General features: G+C 71.5%; 29 protein-coding genes. 16 read left to right on the top strand and 13 right to left on the bottom strand.

What is annotated here, in order from left to right; all coding sequences use genetic code 11:
• Nucleotides 1-28: 28 nt before the first annotated feature.
• From AB0B66_RS13155 to AB0B66_RS13145, 3 genes are all read left to right on the top strand, one after another.
• Nucleotides 29-1,138, top strand: coding sequence for a histidine kinase (locus AB0B66_RS13155; protein ID WP_360527690.1), 1,110 nt, complete (start codon nucleotides 29-31; stop codon nucleotides 1,136-1,138).
• Nucleotides 1,135-1,803 carry a response regulator transcription factor gene (locus tag AB0B66_RS13150; protein WP_360527688.1) on the top strand — a complete coding sequence of 223 codons (669 nt, stop codon included), beginning with the start codon at nucleotides 1,135-1,137 and terminating at the stop codon, nucleotides 1,801-1,803. Before AB0B66_RS13155 ends, AB0B66_RS13150 begins: the two co-directional genes overlap by 4 nt.
• Nucleotides 1,804-1,869: 66 nt before the next feature.
• Nucleotides 1,870-2,532 (top strand): DUF2306 domain-containing protein, encoded by a 663-nt coding sequence (locus AB0B66_RS13145; protein ID WP_360527685.1) that lies wholly within the window; start codon nucleotides 1,870-1,872, stop codon nucleotides 2,530-2,532.
• Nucleotides 2,533-2,584: 52 nt separating this feature from the next.
• Here AB0B66_RS13145 and AB0B66_RS13140 read toward each other — a convergent pair whose 3' ends face one another.
• Nucleotides 2,585-3,775 (bottom strand): MFS transporter, encoded by a 1,191-nt coding sequence (locus AB0B66_RS13140; protein ID WP_360527683.1) that lies wholly within the window; start codon nucleotides 3,773-3,775, stop codon nucleotides 2,585-2,587.
• A gap of 65 nt (nucleotides 3,776-3,840) precedes the next feature.
• On the opposite strand from AB0B66_RS13140, the gene AB0B66_RS13135 reads away from it, so the two are divergent.
• Nucleotides 3,841-4,821, top strand: coding sequence for a DUF5937 family protein (locus AB0B66_RS13135; protein WP_360527680.1), 981 nt, complete (start codon nucleotides 3,841-3,843; stop codon nucleotides 4,819-4,821).
• An 11-nt stretch (nucleotides 4,822-4,832) separates the two neighbouring features.
• Here AB0B66_RS13135 and AB0B66_RS13130 read toward each other — a convergent pair whose 3' ends face one another.
• Complete coding sequence (locus AB0B66_RS13130) at nucleotides 4,833-5,192, bottom strand: hypothetical protein (protein WP_360527677.1); 360 nt, start codon at nucleotides 5,190-5,192, stop codon at nucleotides 4,833-4,835.
• 134 nt (nucleotides 5,193-5,326) lie between these two features.
• Between AB0B66_RS13130 and AB0B66_RS13125 the strand changes: the two genes are divergently transcribed.
• The 4 genes from AB0B66_RS13125 to AB0B66_RS13110 are packed head-to-tail and all read left to right on the top strand — an operon-like array spanning nucleotide 5,327 to nucleotide 7,788.
• The gene (locus AB0B66_RS13125) at nucleotides 5,327-5,842 is read left to right on the top strand and encodes a hypothetical protein (RefSeq protein ID WP_360527674.1); all 516 of its coding nucleotides are present in this window, start codon (nucleotides 5,327-5,329) and stop codon (nucleotides 5,840-5,842) included.
• Between the two features lie 55 nt (nucleotides 5,843-5,897).
• Nucleotides 5,898-6,230 (top strand): YciI family protein, encoded by a 333-nt coding sequence (locus AB0B66_RS13120; protein ID WP_360527671.1) that lies wholly within the window; start codon nucleotides 5,898-5,900, stop codon nucleotides 6,228-6,230.
• Entirely contained in the window at nucleotides 6,227-7,456 is a 1,230-nt protein-coding gene (locus AB0B66_RS13115; protein WP_360527668.1) for a DUF6596 domain-containing protein, read from the top strand. The genes AB0B66_RS13120 and AB0B66_RS13115 overlap by 4 nt, the downstream gene beginning before the upstream one ends.
• Nucleotides 7,453-7,788 (top strand): hypothetical protein, encoded by a 336-nt coding sequence (locus AB0B66_RS13110; RefSeq protein WP_360527665.1) that lies wholly within the window; start codon nucleotides 7,453-7,455, stop codon nucleotides 7,786-7,788. Before AB0B66_RS13115 ends, AB0B66_RS13110 begins: the two co-directional genes overlap by 4 nt.
• Before the next feature lie 9 nt (nucleotides 7,789-7,797).
• Here the strand turns inward: AB0B66_RS13110 and AB0B66_RS13105 are convergent, their stop codons facing one another.
• The 8 genes from AB0B66_RS13105 to AB0B66_RS13070 form a co-directional block, all read right to left on the bottom strand.
• Nucleotides 7,798-9,345 (bottom strand): phosphodiester glycosidase family protein, encoded by a 1,548-nt coding sequence (locus tag AB0B66_RS13105; protein WP_360527662.1) that lies wholly within the window; start codon nucleotides 9,343-9,345, stop codon nucleotides 7,798-7,800.
• 57 nt (nucleotides 9,346-9,402) lie between these two features.
• Nucleotides 9,403-9,864, bottom strand: coding sequence for a hypothetical protein (locus tag AB0B66_RS13100; protein ID WP_360527659.1), 462 nt, complete (start codon nucleotides 9,862-9,864; stop codon nucleotides 9,403-9,405).
• Between the two features lie 182 nt (nucleotides 9,865-10,046).
• Nucleotides 10,047-11,288: a sulfite exporter TauE/SafE family protein gene (locus AB0B66_RS13095; protein ID WP_360527656.1), complete on the bottom strand. Its 1,242-nt coding sequence runs from the start codon at nucleotides 11,286-11,288 to the stop codon at nucleotides 10,047-10,049.
• Nucleotides 11,289-11,384: 96 nt separating this feature from the next.
• Nucleotides 11,385-12,737 (bottom strand): metallophosphoesterase, encoded by a 1,353-nt coding sequence (locus tag AB0B66_RS13090; RefSeq protein WP_360527653.1) that lies wholly within the window; start codon nucleotides 12,735-12,737, stop codon nucleotides 11,385-11,387.
• A 256-nt stretch (nucleotides 12,738-12,993) separates the two neighbouring features.
• On the bottom strand, nucleotides 12,994-13,452 hold the full coding sequence (locus AB0B66_RS13085; RefSeq protein ID WP_360527650.1) for a hypothetical protein: 459 nt from the start codon (nucleotides 13,450-13,452) through the stop codon (nucleotides 12,994-12,996).
• Nucleotides 13,453-13,537: 85 nt separating this feature from the next.
• Nucleotides 13,538-14,284 (bottom strand): hypothetical protein, encoded by a 747-nt coding sequence (locus AB0B66_RS13080; protein ID WP_360527647.1) that lies wholly within the window; start codon nucleotides 14,282-14,284, stop codon nucleotides 13,538-13,540.
• Between the two features lie 102 nt (nucleotides 14,285-14,386).
• Complete coding sequence (locus AB0B66_RS13075; RefSeq protein ID WP_360527644.1) at nucleotides 14,387-15,043, bottom strand: HAD family hydrolase; 657 nt, start codon at nucleotides 15,041-15,043, stop codon at nucleotides 14,387-14,389.
• A 96-nt stretch (nucleotides 15,044-15,139) separates the two neighbouring features.
• Entirely contained in the window at nucleotides 15,140-16,033 is an 894-nt protein-coding gene (locus tag AB0B66_RS13070; protein ID WP_360527641.1) for a DUF4437 domain-containing protein, read from the bottom strand.
• 80 nt (nucleotides 16,034-16,113) lie between these two features.
• Here AB0B66_RS13070 and AB0B66_RS13065 point away from each other — a divergent pair, with 80 nt between their 5' ends.
• Nucleotides 16,114-16,659 (top strand): TetR/AcrR family transcriptional regulator, encoded by a 546-nt coding sequence (locus AB0B66_RS13065; protein WP_360527638.1) that lies wholly within the window; start codon nucleotides 16,114-16,116, stop codon nucleotides 16,657-16,659.
• A complete protein-coding gene (locus AB0B66_RS13060; protein WP_360527635.1) occupies nucleotides 16,656-17,399 on the top strand; it encodes an arylmalonate decarboxylase in 744 nt (247 codons plus the stop codon). The genes AB0B66_RS13065 and AB0B66_RS13060 overlap by 4 nt, the downstream gene beginning before the upstream one ends.
• Before the next feature lie 7 nt (nucleotides 17,400-17,406).
• Here the strand turns inward: AB0B66_RS13060 and AB0B66_RS13055 are convergent, their stop codons facing one another.
• Nucleotides 17,407-17,604, bottom strand: a complete 198-nt coding sequence (locus AB0B66_RS13055) for a hypothetical protein (RefSeq protein ID WP_360527632.1) — start codon at nucleotides 17,602-17,604, stop codon at nucleotides 17,407-17,409.
• Nucleotides 17,605-17,822: 218 nt separating this feature from the next.
• Between AB0B66_RS13055 and AB0B66_RS13050 the strand changes: the two genes are divergently transcribed.
• The 3 genes from AB0B66_RS13050 (at nucleotide 17,823) to AB0B66_RS13040 (ending at nucleotide 21,702) form a co-directional block, all read left to right on the top strand.
• On the top strand, nucleotides 17,823-20,171 hold the full coding sequence (locus AB0B66_RS13050; protein WP_360527629.1) for a family 20 glycosylhydrolase: 2,349 nt from the start codon (nucleotides 17,823-17,825) through the stop codon (nucleotides 20,169-20,171).
• 150 nt (nucleotides 20,172-20,321) lie between these two features.
• The gene (locus AB0B66_RS13045) at nucleotides 20,322-21,074 is read left to right on the top strand and encodes an NAD(P)H-binding protein (RefSeq protein ID WP_360527626.1); all 753 of its coding nucleotides are present in this window, start codon (nucleotides 20,322-20,324) and stop codon (nucleotides 21,072-21,074) included.
• Nucleotides 21,075-21,129: 55 nt separating this feature from the next.
• Nucleotides 21,130-21,702 (top strand): hypothetical protein, encoded by a 573-nt coding sequence (locus AB0B66_RS13040; protein ID WP_360527623.1) that lies wholly within the window; start codon nucleotides 21,130-21,132, stop codon nucleotides 21,700-21,702.
• Nucleotides 21,703-21,767: 65 nt separating this feature from the next.
• On the opposite strand, the gene AB0B66_RS13035 is transcribed toward AB0B66_RS13040, so the two are convergent.
• A complete protein-coding gene (locus tag AB0B66_RS13035) occupies nucleotides 21,768-22,151 on the bottom strand; it encodes a VOC family protein (protein ID WP_360527620.1) in 384 nt (127 codons plus the stop codon).
• Between the two features lie 66 nt (nucleotides 22,152-22,217).
• Here AB0B66_RS13035 and AB0B66_RS13030 point away from each other — a divergent pair, with 66 nt between their 5' ends.
• The 3 genes from AB0B66_RS13030 (at nucleotide 22,218) to AB0B66_RS13020 (ending at nucleotide 23,548) form a co-directional block, all read left to right on the top strand.
• On the top strand, nucleotides 22,218-22,643 hold the full coding sequence (locus AB0B66_RS13030; protein ID WP_360527617.1) for an MmcQ/YjbR family DNA-binding protein: 426 nt from the start codon (nucleotides 22,218-22,220) through the stop codon (nucleotides 22,641-22,643).
• A 34-nt stretch (nucleotides 22,644-22,677) separates the two neighbouring features.
• The gene (locus AB0B66_RS13025; protein WP_360527615.1) at nucleotides 22,678-23,196 is read left to right on the top strand and encodes a GNAT family N-acetyltransferase; all 519 of its coding nucleotides are present in this window, start codon (nucleotides 22,678-22,680) and stop codon (nucleotides 23,194-23,196) included.
• A 154-nt stretch (nucleotides 23,197-23,350) separates the two neighbouring features.
• Nucleotides 23,351-23,548, top strand: coding sequence for a hypothetical protein (locus AB0B66_RS13020; protein WP_360527612.1), 198 nt, complete (start codon nucleotides 23,351-23,353; stop codon nucleotides 23,546-23,548).
• Nucleotides 23,549-23,634: 86 nt separating this feature from the next.
• On the opposite strand, the gene AB0B66_RS13015 is transcribed toward AB0B66_RS13020, so the two are convergent.
• On the bottom strand, nucleotides 23,635-23,904 hold the full coding sequence (locus AB0B66_RS13015; protein ID WP_360527609.1) for a GlsB/YeaQ/YmgE family stress response membrane protein: 270 nt from the start codon (nucleotides 23,902-23,904) through the stop codon (nucleotides 23,635-23,637).
• Nucleotides 23,905-23,974: the final 70 nt, after the last annotated feature.

The following is a 23,974-nucleotide window of genomic DNA, read 5'->3' as shown; positions in this document are numbered from 1 at the left end:
TCGCACGGACGACCCGTAACATCGGGTCGTGCTCGGACTGTCCTTCTGGCGCGAGCCGCGTCCCGCGCCCGTGCCGCGCCACGGCCGTCGCGACTACCTGCTCGCCGCCGCGCTGGTCGTGCTCACCGCGGTCGAAGGCCTGCTCCGCCCTGCGCTTCCGATCGCTTCACTGATGCTCAGCGCCGGTTTCACGGCGACCCTGGTGTGGCGTCGCCGGTGGCCCCTGGCGATGGTGCTGCTGTCGTTCGGCGTGGGCGCGCTCGTCCCGCTGCTCACCCGGGACTCCGTGCCCGAGACGTACACGATGATCTACCTGCTGCTGCTGCCGTACTCGGTGGCCAGGTGGGGTTCGGGCCGCGAGATCGTGCTCGCCGCGGTCGCGGTGCTCGGCTTCCTGGGGCTGTCGGCGCTGACCGGGAGCACCGGCGCCGCCGACTCGCTCGGCGGCCTGGCCGTCGTGTCGGCGGTGGCCGCGGCCGGTCTGGCACGGCGCTACCGGGTGCGGGCCCGCGCGCGTGAGCTGGACCAGGCGCGGCTGCTGGAGCGGGAACGCCTGGCCCGCGACCTGCACGACACGGTCGCGCACCACGTGTCGGCGATGGCGATCCGCGCCCAGGCCGGGCTGGCGATCGCGCCGACCAGGCCCGAAGCGGCGATCGAGGCGCTGCGGGTGATCGAGGCGGAGGCGTCGCGGGCGCTGGCGGAGATGCGCACCATGGTCCGTGTGCTGCGCGAAGGCGAACCGGCCGAGTACACGCCGGACCAGGGCGCCGGTGATCTGCACGGGCTGGCCCGTCCGGCCGGTGCGGGCCTGCCTGTCGAGGTGCGGGTGGACGGCGATCTGTCGGCGCTGCCCACCGCGCTGGGCGGCGCGCTGTTCCGGATGGCGCAGGAGTCGGTGACCAACGCGCAGCGGCACGCGCGGCAGGCGACCCGGGTCGAGGTGCGGGTCAGTGTGGACGAAAACGTGGTGCGGTTGCGGGTCGGCGACGACGGCGCACCGGCCAGGGACACCGGCAGGGGGTACGGGTTGACGGGCATGGACGAGCGGGCGCGGCTGCTGGACGGGGTGCTGCGGGCCGGGCCCGATCCGGCCGGCGGCTGGACCGTGGCGGTCGAACTGCCGCTGGCCCGATGAGCGTCCGGGTGCTGGTCGCCGACGACCAGGAGCTGGTGCGCACCGGACTGGCGATGATCCTCGACGCGCAACCGGACATCGACGTGGTCGCCACCGCCGCCGACGGGCTGGAGGCGGTGCGGCTGGCCGAGCGGCTGCGCCCCGACGTGTGCCTGCTCGACGTGCGCATGCCGGTGCTCGACGGGATCGCCGCGACCCGGCGGCTCGCCGGACCCGGGGTCGCCCAGCCGACGGCGGTCGTCGTCATCACCACCTTCGACCTCGACGAGTACGTCTACGGCGCGCTGCGCGCGGGCGCCCGCGGCTTCCTGCTCAAGGACGCCGGGCCGGCGCTGCTCAGCCAGGCGGTGCACGCCGCCGCCCGGGGCGACGCGCTGATCGCCCCGAGTGTCACCACCCGGCTGCTGAGCGCGTTCGCCCGGCACGACCCCGCCGCGCCACGCCGCCAGCCGCTGGAGCCGCTGACCGACCGGGAGGAGCAGGTGCTGCGGGAGCTGGCCGCCGGGCGCACCAACACCGAGATCGCCGCCGACCTGTTCATCAGCCTCAGCACGGTGAAGACACACGTCGGCAGCCTGATGACCAAGCTCGGGGTGCGCAACCGGGTGGAAGCGGCGATCTGGGCATACGAGACGGGCCGGGCGGGTCCTAGTACCAAAGGATGAGCCGAGCCTCCCTTCGCGAGCCTGAAGGGCGATGATCCGTGCCCGGCGCGGCCGCACCATCGACCCGTGACCATTCGCGCCCGCCTCGTCCCGTACTCCCTGATCGCCCTGAGCCTGATCCCGGTCGTGGCCGGGGCGTTCCGGGTGACCGAACTCGCCGCCGGAGCCCCGATCGACGACGGCAACGCCCGGTTCTTCGCCGACCCCGTGCCGGTGGTGCTGCACATCGTCGGCGCCACGGTGTACTGCCTGGTCGGCGCGTTCCAGTTCGACGCGGTGCTGCGCCGGCGACGGCCGGGCTGGCACCGGATCGCCGGGCGGGTGCTTGTCCCCTGCGGCCTGGTCGCCGCGCTGTCCGGGGTCTGGATGGCGGTCGCCTACGACGTGCCGCCGATCGACGGCCTGGGTGTGATGCTGCTGCGGCTGGTGTTCGGCAGTGCCATGGCCCTGTCGATCGTGCTCGGCTTTCTCGCCGTACGGCGGCGCGACTTCACCGCTCACCGGGCCTGGATGATGCGCGGATACGCGATCGGGCTGGCCGCCGGCACCCAGGCGTTCACCCACGTGCCCTGGCTGCTGACCGGGAACACCCCGGACATGCTGGGCAGGTTCGCCGCGATGGCCGCCGGCTGGCTGATCAACCTGGCGGTGGCGGAGTGGTTCATCCGCCGCTCCCGCCGCCCCGCACGCACGGGCACCGCCGCACCGACACCCGTGCCCGTGGGCTGACCGCCGTGTGGAAGCCGGCCGCTCGCCGGCTTCCACACCGGTCGCCATACCGTCATCGCTCGGAACGGAACCACCACCAGCAGCCGACCGCCGCCGCGCCGGCCCCGGCGACGACCATCGCCAGGCCGGTCGAGGTGCGCTCGGCGAGCACGCCGAGCAGCACCGGCCCGACGCCCTGCATCGTCATCAGGCCGGTGAACTGCAACGCGAACGCCTGCCCCCGAACCTCCGGGGACAGCGTGTCCAGGAACGGGCGCTGCACACCCAGCGAGTAGCAGAACGCCGCCCCGGCCAGGAACATGACGGCCATCGCGACCGAGATCGGCACCGGCAGGGCCAGCAGCACCAGCGGCCCGCCCAGCCCGCTGATCACTGCGGCGACAAGCCGTTCCCTCGTCACCGGCCGGAGCAGGCGGCTGTAGACCAGGTTGCCGACGACCATGCCGAGCGGCGCGCACGCCAGGATCAGGCCTGCCGCGCCGGAACCGTGGCCCCGCTCGGCCGCGTACGGCACCACCAGCGCCTCCGCGCCCACGATGAACGCCGGCGGCAGCCACTGCACCAGCAGCAGGCGGCGCACCGGACGGTCCCGCAGCAGCAGGGCGGTGACCTGCCAACTGCGCCCCACCGCCGAGCCGTCCGCGGCGGGCGGAGCCGCGAAGTCGGGCAGCCGCAGCCGCACCCAGATCGCCGAGACCAGGCCGCCCGCGGCCGCCGCGTGCAGCGCCCAGCCGGGCGACAGCGCGGCGACGACCGCGCCCCCGAACGCGAGCCCGAGCAGCTGGGCACCACCGGCGGCCACGCTGGACAGGGCGCGGCCCAGCACGTAGGCGTCGCCGGCCAGCTGCTCGGCGATCAACCGGTTGGACGCCCCGTTGAACACCGGGCCGAACACGGCCACCGCCGCGAGCAGGCCCAGGCTCGCGCCGACCGGCAGCGGCAGCAGCGCCAGCGTCGCCGCGGCCGCCGCGTCCAGGAGGAACCCGGTCACGATCAGCGGCCGGGGCCGCAGCCGGTCGGCCAGCGCCGCGAGCAGCGTCCCGCCGACGACCTGCGGCACGAAGCCGATCGCGAACGTCAGCGCGGTCAGCACGGGCGACCCGGTGCGGTCGAAGACGAGCACGGACAGGGCCAGGATGCGCAGCGAACCCGCCGCGATGGACAGCGTCCGGGTCAGGAACAGGGTGCGGAACACCGGCTCGGACAGCACGTCCCGGTAGGTCGCCTGCTTCGTCTCGATCACGCGCTGAGCGTCGCGGACCGGCAGCCGACCGGCGAATGTTTCGTCCAGCGACGTAAGGTCGGACCATGCTCAGGTTCGAGGTCACCGCTGACGACCTGCTGCACAGCCGGTTCGCGATCTCCCCGCTGTTCGAGCTGGACAGCCTGATCCGCATCCTGGCCGGGCTGTCCCGCGAGCAGCGGCTCCCACCCGGCTGGGCGGCGCGGCTGCGGCCCGCGTACGAGCGGCTGGCCGCGGACCCGGCGATGCGGGCCGTGGTGGCGCTGCACTCCCCCCGCCGCGGACCGGGCTTCCTGGCCCCACCTCCGGCGGGCCTGGCCCAGACCATCGACGACGACCTCGCCGCCGTCCGCGCCACCCCGCTCGCCCTGGCCCGCCGGGACATCCGGGACTGCCTCGCCCGGCGGGACTGCCGGGATCCCGGCGCACTGGCGGTGCTGCACGACCCCGCCGTCGCCGACCTGCTCGCCGACGTGCTCGAACGGGCCTGGCACGACCTGCTGGCCGCCGACTGGCTCCGGCTGCGGGTGATCTGCGAACGCGATGTGCTCCACCGCTCCGCCGACCTCGGCCGCTCCGGCTGGGCGGCCGCGTTCGACGGGCTGCCCCGCGTACGCTGGCGCGACGGCGGCATCGAGATCCCGCGACTGCTCGACGCCCGCGTCGACGTGGCGGGCCGGGGCCTGCTGCTGGTGCCCTCGGTGTTCATCTGGCCGGCCGTGGCCGCCCACAGCGAGCAGCCCTGGCACCCCTCGATCATCTACGCCGCCCGCGGCGTGGCCGCGCTGTGGGAACCCGATCCGCCACCGGCCGAGGCCCTCGCCGCGCTGGTCGGCAAGGCTCGGGCGCGCCTGCTGGAGGCGCTGTCCGAGCCTGGGAGCACCACGCAGCTCGCGCGCTCGCTCGGCTTCGCGCCGGGCGCGGTCGGCGACCACCTGGGCGTGCTGCTACGCGCGGGCCTGGTCGACCGCGCCCGCTCCGGCCGATCCGTGCTCTACCGGCGCACCCCACTCGGCGACGCCCTGACCGCCACCGCCTCCGTCTGACCTCGCCGCTTTCAGCCATGCGCCAGGAAGATCCTCCGCCACGGATAGCCGCTCCACCCAGGTCCCGCGTCGCCGACCGTGACGACGGTGCCGAGCGTGAAGTCCCCTTGCACGCAGCCTGCCGTCCCGGCATCGAATTCGACTAGCATGTCGTCGATGTCCTCGTCGCTTCGCGGACTTCGCTGACCGAGCGCGACGTGGAACGTCACCCGGTCCGCACCCGCCTCGACGGCTATGCCGCGCACGTCAGGACCCACGTTGCCAAGCGACGCCTGCACGGCGACCAGGACGACATGGTTCTCCCAGGCAAGCTTTCGCACATCGGCATCGGGGTTGAAGATGAACTGCGGATACTCGCTCCTGTCGGCCACGTCGCCATCCTGTACGAGGTCCGCGTGGCCTGCACACGGCTGCCGAGGGTTCGAGTGAAGCCGGAGGCTCGCCAATGATCGAGTGCAGTCCGCTCCGCATCCGGACAGCCGACGGAAAGTCCGCCATGTGGCGGGTGGAGCACGCTCTCGTCGAGCAGGACTCCGACGCGCCCTGGTGGCTGTCTCTCGTCGGTCCCGATGGGGTCAAATTCGATGCCACCGGTGTGGATCTGTATGACTGCCTTAAACAGATCCGGCGGCAGACCGAGCCGAGCGGCATCCTGCTCTGCTGCAACGGTGCCAGGAGGAACGCGAGACCATCGGGCTTCTACGGCAGCACGCTCGGAGCCGTCGTCGTGTACCAGCACCACAGGTGGCGGGCCGCCATGCCCTGGGAACTGGTCGACATCTTCGGCTATGCGCCGCCTCGCAAGATCGCGACCGTCGAGGACCAGGAGGCATACCTTGAGAGCGTGGACAGCTTTCGACAGTCGATGCTTCCCCTGCTGAATCCGCTGCAGTGGATCACGTACGGATTGAGTGTGCTGTGCTACCGGGTGCTGGACGTTCGCGCCAGAGTCCGAGACGGCCGAAACTTCTCGAAGAAAAATCTCAAGAAGCGTGTCGGACCCGAGCAGTCTCGTTCGTAGCAGGGGTGAGAGGCCGCTCGCGGGAGCGGCCACACCACGACAGGAGATGGTCCCGATGGCGCAGTACCTGATGTCCGTACTTGATGAGAAGGGCGGCCTCGCCACCGCGGAGGAGATGGCCGCGATCGACGTCTTCAACGAGAAGCTGCAGGCCGACGGCCACTGGGTGTTCGCCGGCGGCCTCGCGTCGCCAAGCGCGGCCACCGTGGTCGACGGCCGGGACGGGGAGCCGGTGTTCACCGACGGGCCCTACCTGGAGTCGAAGGAGCACATCATCGGCTTCTGGATCGTCGAAGCGCCGCACCTCGACGTGGCGCTGCGGCTCGCCGCCCAGGGGTCGAAGAGCTGCAACCGCAAGGTCGAACTCCGGCCGTTCCTGGGCGAATGACCGACCTCGACGAGGTGATCGGCCGGGTCCATCGCGAGGAGTGGGCCCGGCTGGTCGCGACCCTGGCCAGGCGTCTCGGGGACCTCGATGTCGCCGAGGAGACGGCCGCCGAGGCGTTCGCGACGGCCGTCGAACGGTGGCCGGTCGAGGGCGTGCCGCCGAATCCGGGCGCGTGGCTGACCACGACCGCCTACCGCAGGGCCGTCGACCGGCTCCGGCGCGAGGTCAGGCGCGAGGAGAAGCACCGGGAGGCGCTGATGCTGTTCGACCCGCCTGAGCCGCTCGGCGCCATCGACGACGACCGGCTGCGCCTCGTGTTCACCTGCTGCCACCCGGCGCTGGCGATGGAGGCCCGGGTCGCGCTGACCCTGCGAATGGTCGGTGGGCTCACCGTGCCCGAGATCGCCCGCGCGTTCCTGGTCGAGGAGACCGCCATGGGCCGGCGGATCACCCGCGCGAAAGCGAAGATCAAGGCCGCGCGCATCCCGTACGGTGTGCCGCTGCGCGAGGACCTCCCAGCCCGGGTCGGCGGAGTCCTCGGCGTCCTCTACCTGATCTTCAACGAGGGCTACCTGGCCTCGCACCCCGGGTCGAAGCCGATCCGCGGCGACCTGACCACTGAGGCGATCCGGCTGACCCGGCTGGTCCGCACCCTGCTCCCGGCCGACGGCGAAACCGCCGGACTCCTGGCGCTGATGCTGCTGACCGAGGCCCGCCGAGCCGCACGGATGTCGGCCAGCGGTGAACTCGTCGCCCTCGGCGAGCAGGACCGCGGGGCCTGGGATCGCGCGCTGATCGCCGAAGGGCACGCCCTGGTCCGCGCCCGCCTGGCCGCCGGACAGGCGCCAGGGCGTTACCAGATCCTGGCCGCGATCAACGCCGTCCACACCGATGCCCCGGACTTCCTCGACACCGACTGGTCGCAGGTCGTCGCGCTCTACGACCAGCTGGTCCGCCTGGACTCCTCGCCGATCGTGCGGCTCAACCGAGCGATCGCGGTCGCTGAACTCGACGGCCCGCAGGTCGCGCTCGCCGAGACAGACCGCCTGCCGCTGGCGGGCTACCACGTCTTCCACGCCACCCGGGCCGACCTGTTGCGCCGCCTCGGCAGCAGCGAGCAGGCCCGCGCGGCGTACGACCGGGCCATCGAGCTGTCCGGCAACAGCGCCGAGGCGGCGTATCTCGCCCGACGCCGCGACCAACTGGGCAGCCCGTCGCCTGAATGACGCGCGCGCTTTGGCTGCTACGGTCCGATCGTGGACGAGGACTCTCGCACGGCCGAGGCAGCGTCGACCGGGTCGCCCGGGACTCCGATGACCTCGTCGACCTCGCCGCGGATGCGGGCAGGGCGCGAGCGCCGTGGTTCCAGGAGTTCACGACTGAGGCCCACATCGTCGTCGGTGGAACGTGGCCGGTCGGCTACTACCCTGACGGGCCGGAGGAGTTCACCGGGGTGCGCTGCGATCTGGACGATCACGGCGTCGTGGAACGGCACTTCCCGAGGATGGCCGCACTTCGCCGTGACCGTCCGCAGATCGGCGGACCGGAACTCCGATGACGGAACCGGTCAGGCGCGGGTGATGCGTACCGCGTCGGCGATCACGTAGCCGGTGCCCGCGGTCCAGCGGCTGACGCCGACGACGTTGGCATCCCCGGCGGCGAGGTTGAACACGCCGAGCGACACCCAACGGCCGCCGTTGACGCGCTGGTTCACCCGCACCGTCTGGTTGCCGCTGGTGGTCGCCACGATGTACGGCGTCGAGTCGTTGTAGCCGGCGTTGGCCGGGTACCAGACGGAGACCTCGTACGCCGCCGTCTGCGGGATGTTGACCTTGTACCAGGCGGAGTCGCTGGCCAGCACCGGATCGGCGAACCGGTAGTCGGCCCCGAACCGCTCACTGGAGTAGGTCGAGGTGCCCCAGTTGGCGCTCGCCGTGAACCGGCCCGCGGTCGTGTTGTCCACGGTCGTGCTCCACGCCTGCGCGGTGGAGACGAAGCCGATGCCGTTGGGCACCGCACGCTGCGCGCCGTCGGACGGTGTGTTGCGCACGGAGACCGAGGTGGCCCCTGGCATGCGGGCCACCAGGGTGCTCGAACCGCCGCCGTCGAGGTTGATCGCATCGTCGGCCCCCAGCGACTTCATGTAGGCGGCCAGCTCCACATAGGTCATGCCGACGCTCGCCGTGGACCGGCCGTCCACCACGACCAGCCACATCTTCAGTCCGTCGGCGGAGAACCCGACCGCGGTACGCGGATTCTTCGGATGCGAGACCGTGGTGGCCACGCCGTCCTTGACCAGCACCAGGTTTCCGCCGATGGCGACCTGCGCGGCCCCGTCGCCGCCCCGGGGCGCGTAGTTCACCGTGACCGTGTCGCCGACCGCGAGCCCGGCCAGGGCGTCCGCGCCGGTGTTGACGCCGAGCACGGCCACGGTGCCGTTGGCGACCTTGCCGCCCGGGGTGGTGCTCACCTTGCTCACCTTGCCGGCGGTGACCTCGATCTCGCGCGAACGGATCGCGCCGTCGAGCACCTGGCTGCGCGGCTCGTCGCCCCAGAGCGGGTTGTAGACGCCGATGCCGTTGGCCGCGATGTCCGGCGAGTTCAGGTTCGTGGCGGTGAGCCGGGTGCCGCCCGGCAGGGTGACCGTCGCGTCGAGGAAGATCTGGGCCAGGCCGCCGCGGCTGCCCGCCCCGTTGGCGTACAGCGCCGCGACGTTGTTCCAGCCGGAGGCCGGGCCGTGCAGCAGCGAGCCGCCGTCGATGCCGACGCCGCGGGGTGCGCCGGTCGCGCCGATGTCGAAGAAGTCGCCGTTGACGGCGGCTATCGCACCGACGCGGTTGGCCTGGGTGGTCAGCGCGGCGGTCGCGCCGACGGTGCCGGGGCTGAGGTATTTGGGTTGGAGCGTCGGTTCGGCGAGATCGGCGGTCAGGATGTTGACCTGGTTGGGTCCGCTGATCGAGGTGTTCGTCAGGGTGAGGCCGGGGGCGAGGGACGTGACGGCCAGGGTGCCGGCGTCGGCGACGGTGGCGACGGCGAGGGCGGGGGTCGGCGGCGCACCCAGGCTTGTGAGGGCGAGCAGTGCGGACAGCAGGACGGTCAGGGCTGGTCGGCGCATGGCGGCTCCCGGTCGGAGGGGCGTGGTTCGCTGTCAGGGGATTTCGCGGTATGACGGTCAGGCGCAGGCGGCCACGACTGCTTTCTCGGCGCTGCGCGTCGCGGGCAGCTCGATCACGGCGGCCAGCTTCGCCTGATCGCCGTCGGATCCTTCGACGGCGACGATCGCCTGCTCCACCGCCAGCTGATACGCGGAGATCTTCGCCTTGAGCTTCGGGTCAGCGGTGAGTTCGGCCGCGCCGGCCACCCCGACATGCATGGCGGTGTAGGCCGTGTTCAGATCGTTCGTCGCCTTGGCGAGCACTTCGTGGGGCCGTCCGGGCTGAGCGAGGACCACTGCCACGGGAGCGATCGCGGCGACGGCGGTCTGGCGGGCCTTCAGCACGGCATCGCAGGCCGGGAGGCTTTTCGAGGCGGGCGTTCCGGCGGGCGCGGGCGACCCGGCAGGTGCGGTGGGCCCGGCGGCGGCTCCCGCTGTGGTGGACGGCTCGGGGCCCGTCGATGCGGTGCCGGCGGACACCGTCGCGCCCGGCGGCAGTGGTGCCGCGGCGGGTGGCAGCTGGCCGCAGCCAGTCACTCCCACCAGAGCCATCGTCGTGGCCGCGATGCCGAGCAGACGTACCGTTACCGGTCGCATGGCAGGTCCTTTCTGGCCGCCCGGTGAGCCGGGCGGGGCGGGGTTCGAGTCGGAACACGACATGCTCAGAAGGCGAACGCGGCGCGGGCGGCCAGGCCGAACCCCATCACGATGATCACTGAGGCCGTCGCTTCCGCCGGCACGGTGAGCCGGCCGAGCCAGGTCCAGCGATCACGTACGCGCAGCAGCAACAGCCCCGCGGCGGTCAGCATCCCCGCCATGCCCAGGCCGTAGACGACGATCAGGACGATGCCCAGCCAGAGGCGGCCGAGCGCCGCCGCGCCGAGCAGCACCACCAGTGCCGTGGGGCTGGGCACGAGACCGCCGGCGATCCCGAGGGCGGCGAGGCTGCCGCGGCGTTCCTCGTGGTGGTGATGATGGTGGTGACCGTGGCTGTGGCCGTGCTCGTGATCGTGGTGGTGGCCCGGCCCGTGATGGTGATGGGCGTGCCGGTGGCGCAGAGCGTTGACGAGGATGCCCGCTCCCACGGCGGTGATCACGATGCCGCTGGCCACGCCGAGCCACTGGAGCACCGACTCTGCGGCCAGGCCGGCGAAAACGGTGGTGGCGATGCCGAGGACCAGTACACCGGCGGTATGGGTGAGCGTGACGGTGCCGCCGACGATGACCGCGTCGCGCCGCCTCCCCTGCCGTCCGGCCATGTACAGCGCCATCACGGTCTTGCCGTGACCGGGAAGCGCCGCGTGCGCCGCACCCAGCAGCGCCGCCATCAACACGGCCAGCAGCAGCACGCCCGGGGACGGGTCGCCGAGCACACCGGCCAGCCAGGCCTCGCCGCGTTCCAGCCAGCCCTTCTGGGGCGCGGCGGCAGCCGCCGACGGGCTCGCCTCGGTTCCGGGCCGCAGGGTCAGCTCCGCCGAGCGCTCGTACGGCGGCAGGGTGGCCGGCAGGGCGACGCCGTCGCCGGCCATGACGATCTGGTTGGCGCCGACCCGGTCGGTCAGGTACCGGTTCGTCACCGCGACGGTCGCCGAGGGGCCGACCTCGGTCGTGGCCGAGAGCCGGCAGGTGAGCCGGATGGTTTCGACGCCTGCCGCGCCCAGCCGCTTCAACTCGCTGGATTGCACGGCCCACGGCAGCGGCGCCGATCCGGCGCGGGCGTCGAGGGCGGCGGCGAAGGTGGCGCAGTCGGGCGTGAGCTGCTTGGCCGCCACCTCGCCGACCTCGAGAACGGCGACGACGTCGACGCGGTCCGGGCGCAGCGTCACCTCGACGCGCTGGTCGACCGAGAACGGGGTCAGCGGGTGGGCGGCGAGGGCCGCGCCGAGCAGGAGAGCGGGGATCACGAGACACACTCCGGGCGGTTGGTGGCGCACGCGGTCGGCGGGAGTGCGGAGGCACGGCACGACGGCCGCACCTCCGCACACGGAACTGCGCTTGACTCAGCTGATGCGGGTGACCTTCACGGCGTCGGCGATGACGTATCCCGTCCCCGCCGTCCAGCGGCTGACGCCCACCTTGTTCTCGTCACCGGCGGACAGGGTGAAGTTGCCCAGGGACACCCATTTGCCGCCGTTGGCGCGCTGGTTGACGTGGACGGTCTGGTTTCCGCTCGGCGTCACGACGATGTACGGCGCCGCGTCGTTGTAGCCCGAGTTCGCCGAGTACCAGACCGCGACCTGGTAGGTGCCCGTCTCCGGGATGTTCACCTTGTACCAGGCGGGATCGCTGACGGACAGGGGGTCAGCGAAGCGGTAGTCCGCGCCGTACCGCTGCGTCGAGTAGGTCGACGTCCCCCAGTTCGCGCTCGCGGTGAACCGGCCCGCGGTCGTGTTGTCGACGACGGTGCTCCACGCCGGCGGGATCAGGTTGATGTTGCTGAGCACGAACTGGTTCGCCGCGTCGGTCTTGTACGTGTTGAGGAACGGCGAGTACGTCTTGACGTCCAGGGTCTTGTTGTTCGGATCGAACGTCATGATGCGCAGGAAGCTGTTGGGGTCGCGCTGCGAGGAGTTCTGATAGTCGGCCTGGATCTGGTGGACGGTGTTGCCGTTCACCCCCGCCTGCGTGATCACCCCGGCGTTGACGTAGTGGCCGGAGAAGGTGAACCGGAAGTTCTTCTGCTTGCTGACCAGGTTGGTCCACAGGTTGTTGCCGTTGCTGTCCTTGGTGACGCCGTTCTGGTAGGCGTGGGTGACCAGGATGGAGTTGTGGTTCGGGTGCGCGGCCACCACCGAGTTCGCCCAGGTGATCTCGGCGGCGCTGGGCGCGTACTTCATCGCCACGACCAGCCAGTCCACGCCGCCGGCGCTGAACGTGTGGTAGGTGTTGTCGTTCGCGGTGGCGGGGTAGGTCCCGCCGAACGACGGCAGCGGGGTGAAGGTCGACCGCGGGTAGTGGGTGTTGTACCGGGTCGTGGTGCGGGTCGTCGAGGCGGTGCCCGGGTCCAGGTCGTGGTTGCCCGGCCCGATGATGTACGGCACGTCGTCGGTGGGCAGGCCCATCGCGCTCTTGCTGTTGGTCCACTGGGCGAGCTGGTCGGAGTTGTCGATCACGTCGCCGACGTGCAGCACGTACTTGATGTTCCGGGCGGTCTGCTGGGCGGCCACCCACTGCATCTGCGCCCGGAACACCTCCGGCCAGTACTCGGAGGCGTACTGGGTGTCCGGCAGCATCACGATGGTGAAGGTCTCCGCGGCCAGCGCCTGCGCCGGCACCGCGGGGCCGGGCAAGACCGTGACCATGAGCGCGGCGAGGGTGGCGCCGAGCCCACGGGTGATCTTGGTGATCCTCATTCCTTCCTTCCTTCCTCGGTCGGTGAAGCGGAACCGAGGCACCGGCAGGAACGAACGTCGATGGAACATGCCGTGCCCCACTCGACCACTGGCGGCCGAGCGAAGCTATTCAACCAATGATGCGACTCAATGGAAAGATATCTTCATAGATTGTCATCTAAGATTTGCTTCCGGGCAGGCGGGCGGTTCCCCACCGGACGCAGCGAACAGGGCCGGACGCGATGCGCGTCCGGCCCTGTTCGGTTACGTCAGTTGCTCAGCTCGCCTGTCTACGGTGCGTGTCGAGCTGCTCCACCAGCGCGACCAGCTTCTCGAACGGCATCCTGACCACGGGGCTGAACAGGTTGCGGCTGACGCCGACGCTGGTGGGAACCTGGGTGCCGTCCAGCAGCTCCACCCAGAGCAGCCGCCTACCGGCCTTGCCGGGCTCCGCGCGCAGGGTGAACTCGCGCACCCGGTTCAGGGCGATGACCGAACTGCCCAGCCCGAGCCGCAGCACCAGCTGGTCGCCCACCAGGTAGATGCCCTGGCGCGTGCCCGCGTAGGCAGCGCCGAAGATGATCAGTAGCGGGATCAGCCTCGGTTCGGCATAGCGGCCGGCGGCGAGCGCCTCGACGACCAGCACCCCGCAGATCACGACCAGGACGAGGTAGAGCGGACCGAGGGCGGGCAGCGGGGTGAGGCGCTTCGAGCGGCGTACGGAGACGGAGGGCACCGGCGCATTCTGCCCGGTCACCGGTCGGCCCGTCTCCCCCACTTTCGGTTGATCATGCACACCGCACCGGCGCGGCCGTCGCCGCTCAGCCGTAGGCGGGCCGCGACGCCGACACGCGCAGCGCCGTCTGCGACTTCGTGTGCCGGAAGAGCCTCGGGATCACCCGGTGCAGGTCCAGGAAGGTCGGCCAGCGCGCCACCGCCGTCGCCGCGTCCGAGGCGGCGACCTTGCTCGACAGCTCCAGGACCGGCTCGGCCGGGAACTCCCACAGCTGCAGCGCCAGCGGCTGCTGCCAGCCTCGCGCCGTGCCGGCCAGCCGCCGCACGCGTACGGGGCCGAACAGCGACAGCCCGTCCAGGCTCACCCCGCACGGCGCGTACGCCTGGAACAGCCGCCGCTGCCGGGGCGTGAACAGCCCGCCCGGTGGGGTACGCCCCGACACGGCAGCGGCGACGGTAGCCCCGGCGAGCCGCGTCTTCAGCGACGCCGAGCAGACGAATCCGTGGGAGGCCATGTCGAGCTCCACGTTGAAGCCCTTGCGGCGGCGCAGTTCCGGATCGAGCGCGGCCGGATCGGCCGGGCGGATGCGCACCGTCGTGTCGGCTCCGGCGTCACCCGTCCGGCGGATCCGGACGATCACCCCGGCCGCCTCCAGCGCCAGAGCGGGCGTGTCCAGGTAGTAGACGTGCCTGTTCGACGCGTCGGCGAGGTCGAAGCCCAGCGAGCGGGCGGCCGCCCGGCCCTCCGCCTCGGTCAGCACCGCCTTCAACTCGACCGTGTCGCACGCGTCGAGGTACGCCGGGACGGCTGGGACGGCGTAACGACCGCTCAAGGGCTGTCCGATTTCAGGGGTCACGTGTGATCGCAACGAGCGCACCCCGATCCCGGTTACCGCGCAGCCGGCCGGTCCCACTTTCGGCGCACCGCCGGCCGCCTATCCGTGCGCCGCGTTGTGCTTCGCGACCAGGCCCGGAAGCTCGTCCAGCGCATCGATGCGGAACAGGGCCTGCTCGGCCACGGCCGGCAGGTCGAGGATGTGCCCCCACGGGCCGCGCCGGATCAGGCAGGTCTTCAGGCCCACGGCCAGGGCCGGGCGCACGTCGTTGTCGGGCCGGTCGCCGATGTACAGGATCGTGGAGGCGTCACCGCCGCCCGCGCGTACGACGTGCTCGAAGAAGGCCGGTGACGGTTTCGCCACACCCCAGCCCTCCGATGTGCCGATCACGTCCACGGGCAGACCGAGATCGTGCAGGAGGGCCTCGGCGTGCGCCGGCTGGTTGCCCGCCAGCCCCACGAGCAGGCCCTGCTCCTTCAATGCGGCCAGGCACGACCGCGTGTCGGGGTAGAGGTCCTCTTCGCCGAACGACTCGGGCACGCCGGCGGCCGCGCGGAGTTCGCGTTCGGCCACGATGTCGAAGTCGGGCCGGAAGGCCCGGAACGTCTCCTGATAGTCCAGCCCTCGGGCGATCACCGCGCCCAGCACCGCCGACAGCGTGTGCCGTGGCACGCCGAGCCAGTCCGCCCACATGTGGAACTCGTATGACTCGTCGAGGATCGTTCCGCCGACGTCGAAGAACACCGCATCGATCACCTACATGCCTCCGTCCGGGTCGCGCCGACAGTGGATCATAGAACGAAACGTCAATGCCTCATTCGTGATCACTGTGGAGCGACCCGGCGGCCGCGGTCACTGGTAGCTCGGGTCGGCCCACCGTCCGATGGAGCGCGAGCGCACGGGCTCGACGAAGCGGGGTGCGGCGCTGTGCGGGTAGCCGTCACCCCAGTTCGTGGCGTCGCCCTGCATCACCACGCGGGCGTTGTCGGTGTACCAGTCGACGAGGTCGCTGTCGGAGCGCACGATCCACGTGCAGCCGGTCTCGGCGTCGGCGGTGAAGTCGCCGTGGCGGATCAGCGGCGGCCGCCAGAAGTAGGCGCCGGGCCACATCTTGCCGTAGTTGTAGTCGAACCCGCCGTCCAGGCAGTACGCCTCCTCGCTGCACGGGTGGTGGGCCATCGGCACCTCGCGCCAGCCGGGCTTGGCCTTGATGAGGCGCGTGTAGAAGCCGGTCTTCGCGTCGCGGTGCAGGAGTTTGATGTAGAGGCCGGGCACGGGCGTGCCGCCGAGGTCGAAGCGCATCGGGCTGCCGTCCTTGACGTCGATCCACGGCATCTGCGCGGTGTCCAGGACGATCAGCTCCTGGTCGGCGCGGACCGTGTCGAGCGAGCTGTCCGCGGGCTCGAAGCTCCAGTCGCCGTGCTCGCGGAACAGCAGGATCTCGGTGCCCGCGGCGACGGCCAGCGGCGGGGTCAGCACGCCCGCGGGCGCGGTCCAGTAACCCTCGGGCCCGAGCACGGTGTCGCCGATGGTCACCTGTCCCGACAGGACGTACCACTCGGTGTCGGCGCGGTGCACCCCGGCCGGCCGGGACCAGTCGCCGGTGAACCTGACCTTCAGCGACGCCGAGCCGTCCTCCTCGTCGTAGCTGAGGTTGCGCTGCTCGGCAGCGCCCTGCGCGTGCTGGAACTCGGCGATGTGCCAGATCAGGTCGCGTTCGTCGATGAGTTCTACGTGGGGCCGCACCGTGGTCTCCCTTCCCGGACTGTTTCCAGTACGGAATGTAGCGGTTACCTGTTTCCGAGACAAGGTGTATCGTTAAGACCATGACACGAACCGGACGCCCCGCGGGGCCGGCCACGGAGACGGCCACGGTCGTGCTGACCGCGGCGCTCCAACTGCTGCTGGCCGAAGGAGCCACCGCGCTGACCCCGCAGCGGCTGCACACGGTCACCGGGGTGTCCCGCTCGACCATCTACCGGCACTGGCCGACACCGCACGACGTGCTCGCCGCCCTCATCGACGTGGCGCCGCTCGGGCCGGCCGAACGCACCGGCGACCTGGCCCACGACCTGCACGCCGAGGTCGACCTGCTGTGCAACCGCTTGCGCGACCGGCCCGTCGCGGCACTGCTGCAGGCCCTGACCGCCGCGGCCGAGGCCGAGCTGCGCCACCGCTACGTCGGCGACCTGCTGGCCCCGTTCCACGACGTGCTGCGCGCCGCCGGCGTCGCCACCGCCCAGCGCGACGACGCGGTCGCCGCGATCGTGTCCCCACTGCTGGTCGACGCCTTGCTGCTGGACCGGCCGACGGCCCGCACCCGGGCGCACCGCACCGTCGACGAGCTCGCCACCCGGCTGGCCCGCGCATGACCAACAACGTGGGCCCCCGGGCGGTCTTCGGGGTGATCGTGCCGAGCACCAACACCGTCGTCGAACACGACTACTGGACCGCCGGGATCGGCGGGATCGCCTACCGGGCCGGTTCCATGCACATCCCCAACCCCGTCATGGGCGGCGACGAGGACTTCCAGGCGCTGCTGGTCCAGATCCGCGCGTCGATCGACACCGCTGTGCGCGACGTGCTCACCGCCGAACCCGACCGGCTCGTGATGGGCATGTCGGCCGAGACGTTCTGGGGCGGCGTGGCCGGAAACGCCGCCTTCGAGCAGCGCCTGCGGGAGCGCAGCGGGCTGCCGGTCACCACCGGGGCGAGCTCGTGCCGGGCCGCGCTGACCGAGCTGGGCTGCCGCCGGATCGCGGTCTTCTCGCCGTACCAGCCGATCGCCGACAAGGAGGTCGGCCGGTTCTTCACCGAGGCGGGCTTCGACGTCACCGCGGTCACCGGGCTGCGCTGCCCCACCGCCATGGACATCGCCCGAGTGCCGGCGCAGCGGCTGGACGAGGTCGTGGCCTCGCTCGACGGGCCCGACGTCGACGCGGTGGTCCAGGTCGGCACGAACCTGTCCTTCGTCGCCCAGGCCGACCGGCTCGAAGCCGAGCTGAACAAACCCGTGATCGCCATCAACGCGGCCACGCTGTGGCACGCGCTGCGCGAGCACGGGCTGTCCGACCAGGTCACCGGGTGCGGTCGGCTGCTACGCGAGCATTGACCGGCCGTCAGCCACCACCCGCACCCTGGCAGCTGACGGTCGGATCCGCGCCCGTGTAGTTGAACGGGCCGGCCAGGATCGTGGCCGCGATCGTCGAGACCTGGTCGCAGTCGGCGGCGCCGCCGGTGAAGTAGTCGCGTCGCGCCCCCGCCATCACCCCGGCGGCCAACCACGCCAGGACCACCACCAGCACGATCCGGCGCATCTGAACCTCCCACGACCAGGCTATTCGATCAGCCAGGCCGGGCGGCCCCAGCCGGTGAACTGCGGTCAGACATCACCGATCGCCCGGTAGGTCCGGTCAGGTCGCCGAGGTGCGACCGGCCGATCCGGACATCGCAGCCGTTGCTTGACAGCGCCGACCGCCAGACATAGCCTGCCGTCTAACTGGAAGGTAACTTTACCGTTCCGTTGGAGGGTGTCGTGCATCGTCGCGTCCGGCAAGTCCTGCTCGTCTCCGCCGTCGCCGCCGCCTCCGGGCTCGTCGGCATCATCCAGGCCCCCGCGGCCCACGCCGCCGCCCTGAGCCTCCAGAGCGTCGTGCCCGCACCGGTGTCGGTGCAGCCCGCCACGGGCGTCACCTACACGCTGCCGGCCGCCGCCACGATCCAGACCCCGACGGGCTCGCCGGCCGCCACCGCCGTCGGCACCCACCTCGCCGACCTCCTGCGCCCCTCCACCGGGTACGCGCTGCCCGTCACCACCACCAGCGGCACCCCCACCAGCGGCATCGCGCTGCTGCTGACCGGCGCCGACCCCAGCGTCGGCAGCGAGGGCTACCAACTGGACGTGACCGCGGCGCTGATCACCATCCGGGCGCAGACCGGCGCGGGGCTGTTCCACGGCGCGCAGACGCTGCGGCAGCTGCTGCCCGCCGCCGTCGAGGCGCGCACCGTCCAGCCCGGACCGTGGGAGGTCGCCGGCGGCAGGATCATCGACTACCCGCGCTACGGCTACCGCGGAGCGATGCTCGACGTGTCACGGCACTTCTTCGGCGTCGACGTCGTCAAGAGGTATCTCGACGAGATCAGCCAATACAAGATCAATACGCTGCACCTGCACCTGTCCGACGACCAGGGCTGGCGCATCGTCATCGACGCCTGGCCGCGCCTGGCCACCGTCGGCGGCAGCACCCAGGTCGGCGGCGGCGCGGGCGGCTACTACACCAAGGCGCAGTACACCGACCTCGTCAACTACGCCGCCGCCCGCCACATCACCATCGTCCCGGAGATCGACATGCCCGGGCACGTCAACGCCGCCCAGGCCTCGTACGCCGAACTCAACTGCAACGACACCGCCCCGCCGCTGTACACCGGCACCAGCGTCGGGTTCAGCTCGCTGTGCGTCGGCAAGGAGGTCACCTACACCTTCGTGCAGCAGGTCCTCACCGAACTGGCCGCCCTCACCCCCGGCCCCTACCTGCACCTCGGCGGCGACGAGGCCAACAGCACCTCCGACGCCGACTACCGCACCTTCATGAACCGCGTCCAGCCGTACGTCGGCGCCCTCGGCAAGACCGTCATGGGCTGGCACCAGGTGGGCCAGGCCGACCACTCCCCCGGCCGGATCGCCCAGTACTGGGGCACCAGCACCTCCGACGCCGACCTCAGCGCCGCGGTGAGCAAGGGCGCCAAGGTCGTGATGTCGCCCGCCAACAAGGCGTACCTCGACATGAAGTACACCAACCAGACCCCGCTCGGCCTCACCTGGGCCGGCCTGATCGAGGTGCAGACCGCCTACAACTGGGACCCCGCCACGCTGCTGCCCGGCGTGCCGGGCGGCGCCGTCCTCGGCGTGGAAGCGCCGCTGTGGAGCGAGACCATCACCAAGCTCGCCGACATCGAATACATGGCCTTCCCGCGCCTGCCCGCCCTCGCCGAGCTGGCCTGGTCGCCGCAGTCGGCCCGCAACTGGGACACCTTCAAGACCCGCCTGGGCGCGCAGGGCCCCCGCTGGACAGCTCAGAACATCAACTTCTACCGCTCACCCCAGGTCCCCTGGACGACCCCGCCCGCGACCGGCCGCATCGAGGCCGAGTCCTACACCTCACAGTCGGGGGTGCAGATCGTCGCCGATGCCAACGCCCACGGCGGCAACCGCGTCGGCTACATCGAGAACGGCGACTGGATCGGGTTCTCCGGCGTCAACCCCGCAGGCAAGACCGGCTTCACCGCCCGCGTCTCCTCCGGCGGAAACGGCGGCACCCTCCAGATCCGCACCGGCTCCGCCACCGGCCCACTGCTCGGGTCGGCCACCGTCGCCAACACCGGCGGCTGGGGCAACTACACCGACATCACCACCAGCATCGGCACCGGCTCAGGACCGCTGTACCTCGTCTTCACCGGCACCGGCAGCCTCTTCGACGTCGACAGCTTCGCACTGACCGGCACCGCGCCGCCGGCGACGCGCGTCGAGGCGGAGTCGTACACCTCGCAGTCCGGGGTGCAGATCGTCGCCGACGCCAACGCGCACGGCGGCAACCGGGTCGGCTACATCGAGAATGGCGATTGGATCGGGTTCTCCGGCGTCAACCCCGCAGGCAAGACCGGCTTCACCGCCCGCGTCTCCTCCGGCGGAAACGGCGGCACCCTCCAGATCCGCACCGGCTCCGCCACCGGCCCACTGCTCGGGTCGGCCACCGTCGCCAACACCGGCGCCTGGGGCAACTACACCGACATCACCACCAGCATCGGCACCGGCTCAGGACCGCTGTACCTCGTCTTCACCGGCACCGGCAGCCTCTTCGACATCGACAGCTTCGCCCTCACCTGATCCCCCCGAGCACCTCGCCACCCCAGCAGCGCGTCACCGGGGCCGCAGACCGGTGGCGTGCTGCTGCGGGCGAATCCCGGACGTGGCGAGCGCACCGTCATACGATGACCCATGTCCATGAGGTCTCCGACGAGGTGAGGACCGGACGCCATGCGCATCGCCGTCGCCGGGGCCACCGGGAACATCGGCTCGCTCACCGCCGCCGCGCTGGAGCGCGCAGGCCACGACGTGGTCCGGATCAGCCGCTCGCTCGGTGTGGACCTGTCGACCGGCGAAGGCCTGGACGACGCGCTGACCGGCGTCGAGGCCGTCATCGACGCCACCAACGGCCCGGCGCGGGACCGCACCGAGACGGTGGACTTCTTCCACACGGCCACCGGCAACCTGCTCGCGGCCGAGCAGCGCGCCGGGGTCCGCCACCACGTCCTGCTCTCGATCGTCGGCGTCGGCCGCATCGAGGGCAACGCGCACTACGCCGGCAAACGCGAGCAGGAACGCCTCGTCGAAGCCGGGCCGGTGCCGTGGACGATCGTCCCGGCCACGCAGTTCCACGACTTCGCCGCGACGGTCGTGGGCTGGACCGAGAAGGACGGGGTCGCGCCGGTCCCGCCGCTGCTGATGCAGCCGATCGCCCCCGCCGACATCGCCGACGTGCTCGCCGAGGTCGCCGTCGACGAGCCCCAGGGCCGGCACCGGGACGTCGCCGGACCTGAACCGCAGGACCTCGTGGACATGGCCCGGCGCACCAACGAGGCGCGCGGGCGCACCGTGAAACTGGTACCCACCTGGTCGACCGCCCTCACGGTCGAGATGGCCGGGGAGGTGCTGCTGCCCGGCGAGAACGCTCGGATCGCCCCGACCACCTTCGACGAATGGCTGCAGGGGCAACGCGACGCGGCCTGACCGGACCCGAGCACGTATCGGCAACCGCCGACCCCGTCGCGCGCGTCTACGGTGCATGATTCGCGTTCGCGACGCCGTTCTCGCCGCGCTCTGTGTGGCGGTGCTGACCCCGTTGCTGGTGCTGTCGACGGCTGCCGCCGGGTTCGGTCCGCGCCACTGGTCCGGCGTGCCGCTGACAGGGGTGGCGCTCCCGTTGCTCGACGCGCGCCCGACATCGTCGGGCACCCGCGTCGCGGCGCTCGACGCGATCACGGACGAACTGATCGCCACGGAGTACCGTGGGTGGACCGCGCTCTACACGGGCGCGGACGGCCGCGTCCAGATCGAGACCACCCGGTTGAGCGCTGCCCTGTTCCGCGAGCTGGGCGACCGCTTCGGCGGCGACACGGTGGGCCTGGTCTACACCCCGATGACCCCGCCGATGTATCCGGGCGGCCCGGGCGGCGGGCACACGGTCGAGACGACCTGGCAGCGCACGGACCCGGTCAGCAGCTGGCTCACGCTGCTGGTCGGCTTTCCCTGGCAGCTCGGCACGGCACTGCTGCTGACCGCGGCCGGATGGGCGCTCGTCCTGCGCCGCCGACGACGCGCGGTGGCTGAGCCTGCCCACGGGGACGTCGACCACTGACGCATCCGCACCACCCGCCAACAGCCCCGCCGTTACGTCCGTGCACGCCTACCCCCTTGTCGCCGTCAGTCCTCATCAAGGCAGAGGCAGAACGGATGCCCGGCCGGGTCGAGCAGCACCCGTAGGTTCGCCCGCGGCGACGCCGCGCCGAGCGAGGCGCCCAGCGCGAGCGCGTCGGCGACCGCGGAGTCGAGGTCGCCGACCTGGAAGTCGAAGTGCATCATCGGCCGCTGCGCACCCTCGATCGGCGGCCAGACCGGTGCCCGGTAGTCGGTGGCCTGCTGGAACACCAGATATACGGCTCCCTGTGGCGGCGCGACCACCGTCGTCCCCGGCTCCTCGTGGACGATGGGCCAGCCGAGCAGCCCGGCGTAGAACCGCGCCAGCGCCGCGGGGTCGGGAGCTTCGATCGCGGTGCCCCACCACATGCCGGCAGTTCGAGAACGCATCCTCCCATCCTGTCGTCGCGGTCGTGCGCCCGTCCAACCGACAGGCCGCGGCATATGCTCAGGGGCGTGTCCGACGCTGACGAGCGGCCCGCCCGGGTCGACGACGTGCACGAGCTGGCCCTGGCCATGCCGCACGTGACCGTCGAGTACGGGACCGGCGAGAACCCCGTCTACCAGGTGGGCGGCAAGTCGTTCATCTTCTTCCGCAATCCACGGCCCGACGCCGTCGACCCCGACACCGGCGAGCGCTACCCCGACGTGATCGTCTTCTGGGTCGGCTCGGACGCCGACAAGCAGGCGATGGTCCAGGACGAGTCCTCGCCGTACTTCACCACCGCGCACTTCAACGGCCACCCGTCGGTGCTGCTGCGGGCCTGCCGGATCGGCGAGATCAGCCGCCGGGAACTGGCCGAGCTGGTCCAGGACGCGTGGCTGTCGCGCGCCTCGGCCCGCCGGGCATCGGTCTGGCTCGCCGGGAACCCGCCGGCCTGAACTTCACCGGCGGCGGTGGTCGTACTCTTCCCCGGTGTCCACGACTGTCTTGCGCACCGAGCGGCTTCTGGTCCGGCCGTTCGACCCCGTCGACGCCGCCGACGCCTTCGCCATGTGGTCCGACCCTGAGGTCTGCCGCTTCACCGGCGACGAGCCGCCCACCGACATCGCGATCATCGTCGGTGACATCCCGCGCTGGCAGGCGGTCGCCGACCGCGGCCCGGGCTGCGGATTCTGGGCCGTCACGACGCACGACGGCGTGTTCGTCGGCGACGTCTACGTACGCCCGCTGAACGGTGCCGCCGGAGAGCACGAGATCGGCTGGCATTTCGCCCGGCCGTACTGGGGGCGTGGATACGCCGGTGAGGTCGCGCTCGGGGCGATGGACCACGCCTGGCGCAACGGCGTCCACCGCCTGGTCGCGCTCGTACATCCCGATCATGTGGCTTCACGCCGCGTCGCGGAGAAGATCGGCATGACGTTCGAAGGACTGTCGGACCGCTACGACGCCGACGAGCCGCCCGTGGCGGTGTTCGCCGCCGAGCGCCCCTGAGCCACCGCGGGTTCACCGGGGCTGTTCCGGCCATCGATGCCTGACCGGGTTGCCACCGTCTGTTGCCGTCGAGCCAGGGCGGTAAACCAGTTCGGGGGCAGAATCAGCCGAAAGAGTGTTCGCGCTCGTAATACGACGATGGCACCCTTTTCCGATGACTGGATTTCTGAGCCGCGCGCAGCGGCGCGGCATGTGGGCCGCGTTCCTGCTGATGGCAGCGTATGCGCCGTTCACCGCGTGGCTGTCCGACGACGACACCTGGTTCCTGAGCATCGTCGTCGCAGGCCTGGTCGCCACCGTGCTGATCGCCGACGACCACGAGCGCACCTCCCGCCGCGCCAGCCGCGACTGACGCCGCAGGATTCGACGGCACTCGGTCGTCACGACGCTGGGGCCGGGACATCGCCGTCCCGGCCCCAGCGTCCACCCAGATGTGCCTTACACGGTGCTGCGACCGCGGACACCGGCGAGCAGCGCGACACCCAGCGCGGCCAGACCCACCTGGAAGAGCAGCTCGATCCAGTCGACGCCATCGGTGACGGCCACGCCCACGGCCTGCGCGAGCGCGGTGCCGATCAGTGCGGCGACGATGCCCACCACGATCGTCAGCCAGATCGGCAGGCTCTGACGGCCCGGCACGACCAGCCGGCCGAGCGCGCCGATGATCAGACCAACGATGAGAGCCGAGATGATTCCGGCGACAGTCATGATTCCTCCCTAGCGCATGACATCCACTGCCGCCTGTCTGCCCGCCCACTCGGCCCGGCAAACCACCCCA

Origin of the sequence: Catellatospora sp. NPDC049111 (assembly GCF_040648615.1) — a bacterium.
Classification (GTDB): domain Bacteria; phylum Actinomycetota; class Actinomycetes; order Mycobacteriales; family Micromonosporaceae; genus Catellatospora; species Catellatospora aurea.
This window is presented reverse-complemented; position numbering and strand designations above follow the sequence as displayed.